General features: G+C 65.1%; 8 protein-coding genes. 5 read left to right on the plus strand and 3 right to left on the minus strand.

The genetic code is table 11. The features are described 5' to 3' along the window. Positions 1 to 174 precede the first annotated feature (174 nt). The 3 genes from VGR99_RS26235 to VGR99_RS26245 all read right to left on the minus strand — a co-directional run bounded on the left by VGR99_RS26235 (position 175) and on the right by VGR99_RS26245 (position 6,148). Entirely contained in the window at positions 175 to 1,803 is a 1,629-nt protein-coding gene (locus VGR99_RS26235; protein WP_326902587.1) for a DUF882 domain-containing protein, read from the minus strand. A 278-nt stretch (positions 1,804 to 2,081) separates the two neighbouring features. Continuing rightward, positions 2,082 to 4,307, minus strand: a complete 2,226-nt coding sequence (locus tag VGR99_RS26240) for a L,D-transpeptidase family protein (RefSeq protein ID WP_326902588.1) — start codon at positions 4,305 to 4,307, stop codon at positions 2,082 to 2,084. A 344-nt stretch (positions 4,308 to 4,651) separates the two neighbouring features. After that, the gene (locus tag VGR99_RS26245; RefSeq protein ID WP_326902590.1) at positions 4,652 to 6,148 is read right to left on the minus strand and encodes a sigma-54 dependent transcriptional regulator; all 1,497 of its coding nucleotides are present in this window, start codon (positions 6,146 to 6,148) and stop codon (positions 4,652 to 4,654) included. A gap of 127 nt (positions 6,149 to 6,275) precedes the next feature. Between VGR99_RS26245 and VGR99_RS26250 the strand changes: the two genes are divergently transcribed. From VGR99_RS26250 to VGR99_RS26270, 5 genes are all read left to right on the plus strand, one after another. Then, positions 6,276 to 8,216 (plus strand): M3 family oligoendopeptidase, encoded by a 1,941-nt coding sequence (locus VGR99_RS26250; RefSeq protein ID WP_326902591.1) that lies wholly within the window; start codon positions 6,276 to 6,278, stop codon positions 8,214 to 8,216. A 228-nt stretch (positions 8,217 to 8,444) separates the two neighbouring features. Continuing rightward, the gene (locus tag VGR99_RS26255) at positions 8,445 to 11,417 is read left to right on the plus strand and encodes a cell division protein (RefSeq protein ID WP_326902592.1); all 2,973 of its coding nucleotides are present in this window, start codon (positions 8,445 to 8,447) and stop codon (positions 11,415 to 11,417) included. Between the two features lie 143 nt (positions 11,418 to 11,560). Then, on the plus strand, positions 11,561 to 11,713 hold the full coding sequence (locus tag VGR99_RS26260; protein WP_008136857.1) for an aa3-type cytochrome c oxidase subunit IV: 153 nt from the start codon (positions 11,561 to 11,563) through the stop codon (positions 11,711 to 11,713). A gap of 141 nt (positions 11,714 to 11,854) precedes the next feature. Continuing rightward, positions 11,855 to 12,985 (plus strand): Re/Si-specific NAD(P)(+) transhydrogenase subunit alpha, encoded by a 1,131-nt coding sequence (locus tag VGR99_RS26265; protein ID WP_326902607.1) that lies wholly within the window; start codon positions 11,855 to 11,857, stop codon positions 12,983 to 12,985. A 21-nt stretch (positions 12,986 to 13,006) separates the two neighbouring features. Then, entirely contained in the window at positions 13,007 to 13,324 is a 318-nt protein-coding gene (locus VGR99_RS26270) for a proton-translocating transhydrogenase family protein (protein WP_212345079.1), read from the plus strand. Positions 13,325 to 13,355: the final 31 nt, after the last annotated feature.

Below are 13,355 nucleotides of genomic sequence, written 5' to 3' on the forward strand. Positions count from 1 at the left end.
TCGACTCCGTTACACCATCAATGTGAGGGACGACCGCCAACCTTCCAGTCAAGCCGCGCGACGCGCGCCACCAAACAGCGCCGTAGCTAGCGCGGCTTCGCTGGAAGGCCCCGGGGGGGGCCCGTTACCCCATCTACGAGACTGAATGCTTTGAAACGGTAAGGGCCGCCCGCCTCAGCGCAGCGCCGCCGTGCGCACGACGAACGACGTCGTCTCGAGCTTCGCGGTCGCGCTGCCCGAGAAACTGTCGCAGGACAGGCCCTGCATCGGATCGTCGGTGAAGCCCATGGCGACCACGGCCTGCGGCTTGACGAAATAGCCGCGCAGCGCCGCCATATCGAGCTCGCCCATCAGCGTGACCGACATCGAATTGCTGGCGCTCGGCGACAGCATCACGATCTTGAGCCAGATGTTGTCGCCCTTGGCCGCGGACAGCCGGGTCGCGGTCGCGATCATGCCGTCGGCGGTCTTGCCGACCACCGTGTTGATCTCGGTCGCGGGCGCGCCGCCGCGCGCGGCGGGACGGGCGGAGCGCGGGATCGGCGCGGAGGCGGCGACGACGTTGGCGCGGTCGACCGGGGAGGCGGCCGGCGCGTAAGCCAGCGCCTGGAGGGTTGCGTTGGAGACGCTCGCGGTCGGCTGCGGATCGGTGGCGGCGGCGAGCGCCTGGCGTGCCTTCAGCGCGGCGATCTGCGCGGGCGTCGCCTGCTGCGGCGTGGCCGGGGCATCCCAGAAGCCGCGGGCATTGATGATGTCGGCGGGGGTCTCAAGCTTGCCGGCCGCCGGCTTGTCAGCCACGGGCGCGGGCTTTGGCTTGGGCGGCGCCACGAGCTGCGCGTCGGCGGAGGCGAGCTGGATCGCGGCGGCGACGGACGGCTTGGCGCGCGGCGTCGGCACGGGATCGGCGGGTTTGACTTCAGAGGACTTGGCTTCGGCAGGCTTGGCTGCTGCGGCGGCGACCAGGGTCGGCTTGGCGGACGGGGCGGGCGCGCCCTCGTCATCCTCGTCGTTGCTGGCGGCCGGAGCCGACTTGCTCTTGAACAAGGCGGCGAAGAAGCCGGGCTTGCTGGCGCCGTCGTCACTGCCGCGCCGCTCGATCTCGGCCCTGGCGAGCTCATAGCCCTTCAGCGGCACGCCGTCGGTCGGCAGGTGCACTGTCTTGCCGTCCGGGAACACGCGGGCAAGCTGGTCATGCGTCATGCGCGGCCAGTGCCGGATGCTGCCGGTGTCCAGATGCACGAAGGGCGAGCCGGAGGTCGGGTAGAAGCCGACGCCACCGCGCTGCAGGCGCAGGCCCGCGAAGCGGATCTGCTCCAGCGGGATGCCGGGAATGTAGAAGTCCATCGCATGCCCCAGCATGTGCTGGCTGAAGCGCGCCACGCCCGAGGAGCGGCGGCGGAGCATCGCGTTGGTGGCGGGGGAGCGATAGGAGGAGATGATCTGGATCGGCTGCCTGCCGTCGACGTCGCGATAGACTTCCCAGAGGATATCGAACAGGCGGCGGTCCATCACCGTCTCGTCCTGGGTGCGCCAGTCGCGCAGGAAGTGGTTGAGCTGCTTCAGCGCGGCTTCGTCGTAGCGGCCATCGCGCTTGAAGGTGATGGTGAGGTCTTCACCGGAATGAGTGTGGTGGAAGGAGAGGGTCTTGGTCTCGTTCAGGGCGGCGGCGTTATGGACGGAACCTGCGGCAGCAAGCAGCAGTACGGAAGCGAGGCCGATCCGGGATCCGGCCTTCACTCCCGCATGGGACAACGACAGCACAGCAAATTGGCGTGCGATACCAGTCAGCACGTTTGAGCCCACCCAGTCGACGAGCGTTCAAAATGGACTCTCCCGCCAACCCCGTTAGCGCGCGAAAGAGGATGAACGCTTTCTTAAAGCGAGAAGGTTAATTCGAGGTTGACCTTCCCGACCCCAAACCAAGTCAGACTACGATCCTAAACGCTTGAGTGTGGCAAAAAAACGCCCTCTGCCCGGGCCCGGGTGGAGAATGGTTAACTTTAAGCGACCCCATCCAGAGGATGAGGTCGCTGATTTTATTGCAGAATTTCAGGAAATGAGGTGTCGATGCCGGGCTGGGCTCAGCGGGTGAATACCCGCTGCTGCTGCGGCCGGCGGCCGACCGGAGCCGGCGGCGGGGTCGGGGTCGAGGCCCCGAACAGGCGCTCGAAGAAGCTCGGACCCGACGAGCCGAAGCCGCCGCCATTGTTGGCCACCGCCACGCCCGCGGGCAGGGTGGTTGCCGGGCGCGAATAGCTCGGCTGGGAGTGGGCGACGACGTTCTCGAGATCCTTGCCGCGGCCGTTCTTCAGGATGTTGAGCATGGTCGCGTCGCGGCCATAAACGTCCTTGCGGAATTGCAGCTTGCCACCGTCATCCACGAACGCAGTCTGATAGGTGATGTTGACCGGGATCGGCGTCGGGAATTTCAGGTCGATCTCGCTCTTGCCGTACATGCTGCGCACGCGCTCGGGCGTGTACTTCTCGTTCGGCATGGCGATGTTGAGCAGCACGGAGGCGTACTGATCCGGGTTCTGCACGCGCATGCAGCCATGGCTGAAGGCGCGATCTTCCCGGGCGAACAGGTTCTTGTCCGGCGTGTCGTGCTGATAGACCAGGAACTTGTTCGGGAAGTTGAAGCGGATGCGGCCGAGCGCGTTGGCTTCGCCGGGCGGCTGCGAGATGTGCACCGAACCGTCGCGATTTTGCTCGAGCTTGAGGCCCATGCGCTGGAGCACGGTCGGGTCCTGCTGCAGCGCCGGCAGATATTCGTTGTAGACGATCGACGGCGGCACGTTCCAGGTCGGGTTGACCGTGATGTACTTCATCGTCTCGGTCAGCAGCGGGGTGGCGTGCTGGCCGGGCTTGCCGGTGACGACGCGGGTGGTCCAGACCTGCTGGCCGCGCTGCATCACCTTCAGCGTGTAGTCGGGAATGTTGAGGATGACATAGGCATCGCCCAGCGTGGGCGCGCCGAGGTCGCGCGGCAGCCAGCGCCAGCGCTCCATGTTCACCAGCACGGTGTCGATCTGCTTGTCGCGCTTCGGTGTGTTGATCGCCTTGACGGTCTTGTCGTCGAGGATACCGGTGACCTTCATCTCGGCGCCGGCCTGGAATTTGCGCACGGCTTCGGAAACCGTCGCGTCATAGCGGGTGTCGCTGGCGTTCTCGGCGAGGCCGAGCTTGGCGCGGAGCTGCGGCACGCGCGGATCGTCGACGACGACCTCAGCCTGCTTCTTGCCGGCCGGGGTGTATTTCAGCGCCGGACCGTCGGCGATCTCGATGACCGGGCCGCTGCCCAGGCCGCGCAGTTCGGCGAGCTTGGCCTTCAGCTCCTTGTAGAGCTTCTGCGGCGGGTTGTAGCTGTCGAGCGCCGCGGAGGCGTCAGTCGCGGTCGTGACCTTGGTCAGCACCTCGTTCGGGTCGACCGGGTGCTCGGGATAGAGGATGTCGCCACTGACCTGCGACCAGTGCATGCGGCCGCTCTGCGCCTGGCGCGCATAGTCGAACATGCTGGCGGTGAGCTTGAGCTCGGCGTCGGCGAGCGCATCGGGGTTCGTCGCCGCAGCGAAATCCGGCACCGGATAGTCGGCGGGGTTGAGGCCGTCGGAGGCGGCGTCCTTCAGCCGCGCGATCACGCCCTTGGCCGCCGCCGTCAGGCTGCCGGCCAGGGTCCAGACCGGCGCGAAGTCGCGGGCGCCGTAAAACTTCTCGATCGCCGCACGCTCGTTCTTGCGGTCGAAATGACGCGAGGTCTTGGCTCCGATGATGTCCTTGAGCTTGTCGGCGACCGGCTGGTCGGCGGCGGGCACATTGCTCGCGGCCTTCACGGGCTCGGCGGCGGGAGCTGCCGCAGCGGCGGGGGCCGCAGGCGCTGCCGGCGTTGCCGTCGCGGTGTCGGCCTTGGCGGGCTCGGTGTTCGCGGGTTCGGTCTTGGCGGGTTCGGTCTTGGCCGTCTCGCTCTTCGGCGCCTCGGTGGCGGGCGTCGTGGCGACGTCGGACGGCTTGGTCTCGACCTTGTCGGGCGCAGGTGCGGCCTCGGCCTTCACCGGAGCAGCTTCCTTGGCCGGCTCCTTCGCGGAGTCCTGCACCGTGGCGGTGGTGTCGAGCTTGATGTCGGATGCGGTCGGGGGCGGGACGTTTGCGGGCTCGGGGCGCGGGATCGCGGCTTCGATCGCGAGTTCGGCGGCGCTGCTGCGCGCCTGATCCTGCGCCAGCGCCGAGCCGGCCGATACCGTGAGGAAGGTCGCCGCGACCGTCATCAGGACACGGTCAAAGCCTGCACGGCGGTTCAAACAGTCACGCATTGTGTCGCACCCCTCGGGTGAACTGTCCCTCGTGGAACAGGTTCGTTATCGTCTAATGAGTTCGGCTAAACCGCCGCGGCCTCTCGAAAGTTGCACGCCTGCACGCAACGATTCTTACGCAGACGATATACAGGCCCCGATTCTGCAGCCAGCGCTACCCGGGACAACTCACGACAAACTGACTTCAAGGGAGCCTCTTGGCAACGGATTGTGCGCCTGCAACACGCGCTTTTCCGTCTGTCTGTCACTTCCAAGTCACGGTTCAAGTCACCGCCGAATTTTGCCGCAATTCAACGGGTTGCGACCGCATCGTCAGACCACGCGAACCTCCGTTCGCATGAGGCTCAATGCGTCTCCTCACCGCTTTTGCCGCCATGGCCGGGAACCCCGGCTTCGTCGAGTTTTCGGTAGAGCGTGGACCGGCCGATTTTGAGACGGCGGGCGACCTCGGACATCTGTCCGCGATAATGCGAGATGGCGAAGCGGATGATCTCGTTCTCCATGTCCTCGAGCGGACGGACGTCGCCGGTCGGGGTCAGCATGGAGAGGCTTCCTGCCAGGGGAAGCGGTGCAATGGGTATTTCATTACCCGATACCAGCGAAGGCGCCGCGATCGGCTCCAGCATCAGCGGCGCGGTCGGAATCTCCGTCGCGGCATGCGGCTGCGAGGTGAGCTGGGGGAAGTCGCCGAGCCCGAGCTGGTCACCCTCGCTCATCACCACGGCGCGATAGACCGCGTTTTCGAGCTGGCGGATGTTGCCGGGCCAGTCGAGCTGGGCGAGGTACGCTACAGCCTCGCCGCTGATGCCGGTGATGGAGCGGTTCTCCTCGGCGGCGAAGCGCGCCAGGAAATGCCGCAGCAGATGCGGGATGTCCTCGCGGCGGGCACGCAGCGAGGGGACAGTCAGCGGCAGCACGTGCAGGCGGTAGAACAGGTCTTCGCGGAAATGGCCCTGCTTCACCCGCTCCAGCAGCTTGCGGTTGGTCGCCGAGACGATGCGGACGTCGACCTTCAACGGCTTGCGGCCGCCGACCGCCTCGACCGCGCCTTCCTGCAGTGCACGGAGCAGCTTGACCTGCGCGGCCAGCGGCAGCTCGCTGACCTCGTCCAGGAACAGCGTGCCGCCATGGGCCTCGACGAACTTGCCGGTGTGCCGTTCGGTGGCGCCGGTGAAGGCGCCCTTCTCGTGGCCGAACAGGATGGACTCGACGAGATTGTCGGGGATCGCACCGCAATTGACCGCGACGAACGGCTTTGCCTTGCGCTCGCCGCTGCCGTGGATGGCGCGCGCGAACATTTCCTTGCCGACGCCGGACTCGCCCTCGATCAGCACGGGAATCGACGAGTTCGCCGCCTTCTGCGCGGCGCGCATGACCGGCGCCATCGCCTCGGCGCGCGTGATGATGTCGGAGAAGGTCAGCCGGCCCTCGCGGCTGTGACGGATGCGCTGCAATTCGCCCTTGAGTGCGGACGCGTTGAGCGCGTTGCGAAGCGAGACCTGGAGCCGCTCCACGCCGACCGGCTTGACGACGAAGTCGGCTGCGCCCGCGCGCATCGCCGAGATGACGTTGTCGATGCCGCCATGGGCGGTCTGCACGATGACGGGAATGCTGAGGCCGGCGTCGCGGATCCGCTCCAGCACGCCCATGCCGTCGAGGCCGGGCATCACGAGATCGAGGATGACGGCGTCGATCGAAGGTGCATCGGAGGCGGTGAGGGCGGCGATCGCGGCGTCGCCGGACTCCACGACGACCGTCTCATAGCCGCATTTCTGCACCATGTTCTCGACCAGCCGGCGGGCTACAGCGTCGTCATCGGCGATCAAAATACAGGCAGCCATGGTGTTCCCCGCACGCTACTACTATCTGTCTCGAATCGGGGCACTCTGGCCGAAGCCGATTAACGCACTCTTAAACCTTGATGCCCCCGCCCGCCGTCGCGCTTGTTGAACACAGGTTTCCCACACAATGAATTCGCGCTCCAAGCCTGCCCTGAAGAAGTCCGCTCTCCGCAAGTCGACCACCGCCAAGAAATCCAGCGCCAAGAAATCCACCGCCAAGGCAAAGCCCTCCAAGCCTTCACTGGCCAAGCCTTCACTGGCCAAGTCGTCGTCGACAAAGCCTGTGAGCAAGACGGGCAAGCTTCCGGAATGGAACCTTGCCGATCTCTATTCCGGGATCGATGCGCCGGAAGTGGCGCGCGACCTCGAAAAGATGGATGCCGATTGCGTCGCGTTCGAGACGGACTACAAGGGCAAGCTCGCCACAGGGACAGCAAACGAAGATGGCGGAAAATGGCTCGCCGAGGCGGTGCGACGCTATGAGGCGATCGACGATCTCGCCGGCCGTCTCGGCTCCTATGCCGGCCTCGTCCACGCCGGCGACAGCGTTGATCCCAAGATTTCAAAGTTTTACGGCGACGTCTCGGAGCGGCTGACGGATGCGTCAACGCATCTGCTGTTCTTCGCGCTCGAGCTCAACCGCGTCGATGACGATATTTTGAACCGCGCGATGCAAGCCGCCGAGCTCGCGCATTATCGTCCGTGGATCGAGGATCTGCGCAAGGAGAAGCCGTATCAGCTCGACGACAAGCTCGAGCAGCTTTTCCTGGAGAAGGCGCAGACCGGCTATTCCGCCTTCAACCGGCTGTTCGACCAGACCATCTCCGGCCTGCGCTTCAGGGTCGGTGCGAAAGAGCTCGCGATCGAGCCGACGCTCAATCTGCTGCAGGACCGCGACGGCGCCAAGCGCAAGAGTGCGGCCGAAGCGCTGGCGAAGACCTTCAAGGCCAATGAGCGCACCTTTGCGCTGATCACCAACACGCTCGCCAAGGACAAGGATATTTCCGACCGCTGGCGCGGCTTCCAGGACGTCGCGGATTCCCGCCATCTCAACAACCGCGTCGAGCGCGAGGTGGTGGATGCGCTGGTCGCCTCCGTGCGCGCGGCCTATCCAAAGCTGTCGCATCGCTATTACGCGCTGAAGGCGAAGTGGTTCGGCAGGAAGCGGCTGGCCTATTGGGACCGCAACGCGCCGCTGCCGTTTGCCGCGACCGACGTGATCGGCTGGCCCGATGCGCGCAACATGGTGCTGACGGCCTATCGCGGCTTCTCGCCCAAGATGGCCGACATCGCCGAGCGCTTCTTCACCGATCGATGGATCGACGCGCCGGTGCGTCCGGGCAAGGCGCCGGGCGCGTTCTCGCATCCGACCACGCCGTCGGCGCATCCCTATGTTCTCATGAACTACCAGGGCAAGCCGCGCGACGTGATGACGCTCGCGCATGAGCTCGGTCATGGCGTGCACCAGGTGCTGGCCGCGAAGAACGGCGCGCTGATGGCGCCGACGCCGCTGACGCTGGCCGAAACGGCAAGCGTGTTCGGCGAGATGCTGACGTTCCGGCGGCTGCTCGCGCAGACCAAGAGCCCGAAGCAGCGCCAGGCGCTGCTCGCCGGCAAGGTCGAGGACATGATCAACACCGTGGTGCGGCAGATCGCGTTCTATTCGTTCGAGCGCGCGGTCCACACCGAGCGCAAGAACGGCGAGCTCACCGCGACGCGGCTCGGCGAGATCTGGCTGTCGGTGCAGGGCGAGAGCCTGGGGCCGGCAATCGAGATCAAGGCGGGTTACGAGAACTACTGGATGTACATCCCGCACTTCATCCACTCGCCGTTCTACGTCTATGCCTACGCGTTCGGCGATTGTCTCGTGAACTCGCTCTACGCCGTTTACGAGCACGCGGCCGAAGGCTTTGCCGAGCGCTATCTCGACATGCTCGCCGCCGGCGGCACCAAGCATTATTCCGAGCTGCTGCGGCCGTTCGGGCTCGATGCCAAGGATCCCAAATTCTGGGACGGCGGCCTCTCGGTCATCGCCGGCATGATCGATGAGCTGGAGGCGATGGGCTGAGGCGGCGCTGCGGGTTCCCGCAGCGCGCCTCGACATATTTTCGCAAGATGCGGCGCCCGGTGCGAGTTCCAGCCGGCGCACTGCCGTGCGCCTCTCGCGACGGTCGCACGCGCCTGCGATGTGGCATTGAACGTTTGCATCCCCGGCGAGACTAATCCTCATAGGGCTATTTTTTATTGATTTTGCAGCCGTTGATTGCCGGTGCTCCGCCGTTGTGGGGAGGCACGCATGCTCGATCAGGTCCAGCTGACGAAGCCCGTGGAGGCGCGAACGCCGCGGTCCACTGAGGACATGCCGTGGTGCGAAAAGCATCACCAGATCGTGCGCGATGAAATCGAGGCGATCAACACACGGCGCGAAGAGACCCGGCAGATCCCCACGGATGGTCTGCAATCCTGTCAGATGCTGGACGTCACGGGGCTCGCTCTGTCCGGTGGCGGCATTCGCTCCTCGGCGCTTTGCCTCGGCGTGCTCCAGGCGCTGAACCACCATAATCTGTTCCGGCGGATCGACTACCTCTCGACCGTCTCCGGCGGCGGCTATATCGGCACCTCCCTCAGTGCAACCATGACGGTGGCGCGGCGTTTCGTGTTCGGCGAGCGGCCGTCGGGCGGCACCGCGACTGCGAACGAGATCAGCGATACCGCCTCCGTCGGGCACATCAGGAACTACTCCAACTATCTGATCCCCGCCGGCGTGCGCGATCTCCTCACCGGAATTGCCATCGTGGTGCGCGGGCTGATCGCCAATATCGGGATCATTCTTCCGATCATCCTGATGCTGGCCGCGGTCACCATCTGGTCGACGCCGACCCGGACCTGCCTGACGGTCGCCAATCTGTTCGGTGTCAGCTTCGTCGATTCCAAGACATGCGAGCTGCACGATTTCAGCTTCGTCAATCTCCACGGATTCTGGTTGGTCGGCGTCATTTGCGCTGCCGTCCTGCTCGCTTTCAGCGTGCTGGCTTATTTCGGGGCGCGCTCCGAAAGGGGAAGCGGTCCCGCCATCGTATGGATCTATGCGGCCGTGGTCGTCCTTGTCGTCGGCGTGGCGTGCGACCTCGCGCGCGTGCTCCAGGTGAAGAATTTCGCGCTGACTTTGGCAACGTCGATCATCGTGCTTGCGCTGTTTTTCGTGTGGGCGATCGTGCGGTCCTTCGCCGGTCCGAGCAAGCGCCAGGAATTCCGCTCGCACCTGCCGACCGTGGGGGCCACCTTCCTGGTCCTGCTGGCGGGCATCGCCTTCTTCGAATTTCAGCCCTTCATGTTGCGTCAGATGTTCGATGTCGCCGACAGCAGCGTGATCGGCGGGCCGGTTGGCGGCGTCGCGGTGACCTGGCTGCAATCGCTCGCCGCCGTCGCGGCGCCCGTCGGGGTCTTCGTGACCGCGTTCCGGCAGCAGTTCCTCGAACTGCTGAAGGGGAACAGCGTGTCCTCGCAATGGGGCTCGGTGCTTCTTGCGATCGCTGCCAAGGCCGCACTCTGGATTGCCGGCCTCGCTTTGCCGCTGATCATCTGGGTCGCTTATCTCAATCTGTCGTATTGGGGGATCTCCAACGATATCTTCAAGAATTGCTCCGCCCAGACCGAGCAGAGGGACTGCATTGCCAAGGCCAAGTTGACTGCAACGCTCCCGGGGGCGCTGGCAGGCAAGGTGCAACTGGACCGGAACGCGGCGATCGAATTCGCCGAGGCAAAGCCTGCGCCGCCGCCGGAGTCGCTTGTCAGCATGGATTCCGATCGGCTCGCGACCTGGCACGCGCCGGCATGGCTTCAGCCCGCTGCACAATGGCTGAAGCCCAAGGTTCAGCCGTACTTTCCGGACCTGTTCACGGGAACGGGATCCGACGCGGCCTATTCCTACACCCTGCCGGTGATCGTCCTGTATGCGCTGACGGGTCTGTTGCTGTTCCTGGTCTCCTGGCTTTTGACACCGAATGCCAACTCGCTGCACCGGCTGTACCGCGACAGGTTGAGCAAGGCCTTCCTGTTCGACCCGACCCGGACGGCGGAGAGCGATCTCGCGCGTGCCGAGGCCAGCCTCGACCAGGGCCGCGACTTCAAGCCACTCGACCGCATGAAGCTCAGCGACCTCTACAGCGTCTCCTATGGTGTCCCGGCCGCTGCGGCCGACGGCCGACAGATCCGGGCGAGGTTGCTGGCGCCTTATCACCTCATCAACACGGCGCTGAACATCCAGGGCTCGGACTTCGCCAACCGGCGCGGCCGCAACGCCGACTTCTTCGTGTTTTCACCGCGCAATGTCGGCAGCGAGGCAACCGGCTACGCGGCGACACTGGCCGTCGAGAAGGCCGAGCAAAGCCTCGACCTCGCCACGGCCATGGCGATATCAGGCGCTGCGGCGTCGGCGAACATGGGCTCGAACTCGATCCGCGCATTGACGCCGACGCTCGCGCTTCTCAACGTCAGGCTCGGCTACTGGCTGAGGAATCCGCGCTACGTGAACGGGCAATGGTTCCGTCGCTTCTCGCCGCGCTATTTCTGGTCGGAAATCTCCGGCCGGCTCTACGAGAACAGCGAGGGCGTCTATCTCACCGACGGCGGCCATATCGAGAATCTCGGCATCTACGAGCTGCTGCGCCGGCGCTGCCGCGTCATCATGGCCGTGGATGCGGAAGCGGATACGCCGATGAACTTCGCCGCGCTAATGACGCTGCAGCGCTATGCCCGCATCGATCTCGGCGTCCGGATCGACCTGCCCTGGGCGCCGATCCGCGAGCGCACCCGGGCCGTGATGGCGTGCAATGCGAACCCGGCCACGGCCAAGAGCCAGCGCGATGACAAGCCGGTCGATCACGTCCATGTCGCCATCGGCACCATCGACTACGGTGCCGGCGACACCGGCTATCTCGTCTATCTCAAATCGTCCCTGACCGGCGACGAGAACGACTACATCCGCGATTACGGGCGGCGGCACGCCACGTTCCCGCACGAGACCACGGGCGACCAGTTCTTCTCGGAAGAGCAGTTCGAGGTCTATCGCGCGCTGGGTTTCCACATGGCCCACGGCTTCCTGTCCGGGACCAATCCGGTGGCCATCGGCTGCGGCGTCGAGCCGCGGACGGCCCGATTCAACGCGGCGGGCGAGCCGGCGATCGACGCGGTTCGCGAGGCGCTCGGTCTTCCGATACCCCAATTGCGGGCCGCGGCCGTCACGGCCACGATGATCGATCAGGGCTGAGCCGCGCTCGCCCCTGATATGTCCCGCCAATCGGAATTCCAAATCGGCCGATTTGCGGGAAAACCGCGCTTTCGTGCCGTTGCCCTGCCCGAAGGATTAAGGTATCCCAGCCCAAGAATTCGACTTTCGACTGGGGACAATCCATGGCTGACCATAGCGAAGTGGCGTACACCACTGCCGACGGCAACGACTACGTTGCTCACGAGCAGACCTATGAGGGCTTCATCAAGCTGGTGAAATACGGCACGGCCTCGGTCGCGCTCATCGTGATCCTGATGGCGATCTTCCTCACCTGATCGATCGATCGACTGCCGCACCGACAGCGTCGTCGGTGCCCATAAAATTTGCATACAAGCCGGTTCCAAAACCGGTATCCAACGTTGCGGGAGTGACGCTAAGTTCGCGTGCGCGTTTTTGTCCGCGTCGCCGGAGGGCCTATGAAGATCGCCGTTGCCAAGGAAATCGATCCGTCGGAGCCGCGTGTTGCCGCTTCGCCTGATACGGTGAAGAAGTTCAAGGCGCTGGGCGCCGAGATCGCCATCGAGCCGGGCGCCGGCCTCAAATCGGGCCTGCCCGATTCCGAGTTCACCGCGGTGGGTGCCACCGTCAGCGCCGATGCGCTGAAAGACGCCGACATCATCATCAAGGTGAAGCGCCCCGAGGCGTCCGAGCTGTCGCAGTACAAGCGCGGCGCGCTCGTCATCGCCATCATGGACCCTTACGGCAACGAGGCCGCGCTGAAGACGATGGCCGATGCCGGCGTTTCCGCCTTCGCGATGGAATTGATGCCGCGCATCACCCGCGCGCAGGTGATGGACGTGCTGTCCTCGCAGGCGAACCTTGCCGGCTACCGCGCCGTGATCGAGGGCGCCGAGGCGTTCGGCCGCGCCTTCCCGATGATGATGACTGCGGCCGGCACCGTGCCCGCCGCAAAGGTGTTCGTGATGGGCGTCGGTGTCGCCGGCCTGCAGGCGATCGCGACCGCGCGCCGTCTCGGCGCCATCGTCACCGCGACCGACGTGCGGCCCGCGACCAAGGAGCAGGTCGAATCGCTCGGTGCGAAGTTCCTCGCCGTCGAGGACGAGGAGTTCAAGAACGCGCAGACCGCCGGCGGCTACGCCAAGGAAATGTCCAAGGAGTACCAGGCCAAGCAGGCCGCGCTCACCGCCGAGCACATCAAGAAGCAGGATATCGTCATCACCACCGCGCTGATTCCGGGCCGGCCCGCGCCGAAGCTGGTCTCGGGCGAGATGGTCAAGTCGATGAAGCCGGGCTCCGTGCTGGTCGATCTCGCCGTCGAGCGCGGAGGCAATGTCGAGGGCGCCAAGCCGGGCGAGGTCGTCGACCTCGATGGCATCAAGATCGTCGGCTACACCAACGTCGCCGGCCGCGTCGCGGCCTCGGCCTCCAGCCTCTATGCCCGCAATCTGTTCTCCTTCATCGAGACCATGGTCGACAAGAAGGAGAAGAAGCTCGCCGTGAACTGGGACGACGAGCTCGTCAAGGCCACCGCCCTGACCAAGGACGGCGCCGTGATCCACCCGAACTTCCAGCCCAAGTCAGCTTAATCGGGCGTAAGGAGATCCGTCATGGAGCATGCTGCACAGGTCGTCGACCCCTTCATCTTCCGGCTGTCGATCTTCGTCCTCGCCGTCTTCGTCGGCTATTTCGTGGTGTGGTCGGTGACGCCCGCGCTGCATACGCCGCTGATGAGCGTGACCAACGCGATCTCCTCGGTGATCGTGGTTGGCGCGCTGCTGGCCGGCGGTGTCGCGAATGTCTCGAGCGGTTCGGGCTGGGCCCGTGCGTTCGGCTTCATCGCGCTGATCTTCGCCTGCATCAACATCTTCGGCGGCTTCCTTGTCACCCAGCGCATGCTGGCGATGTACAAGAAGAAGTCGAAGTAAGCGGCCACCTCGGGCTGATGGGATCAATGGG

The sequence above is a fragment of the Bradyrhizobium sp. genome (assembly GCF_035935975.1).
Lineage (GTDB): Bacteria > Pseudomonadota > Alphaproteobacteria > Rhizobiales > Xanthobacteraceae > Bradyrhizobium.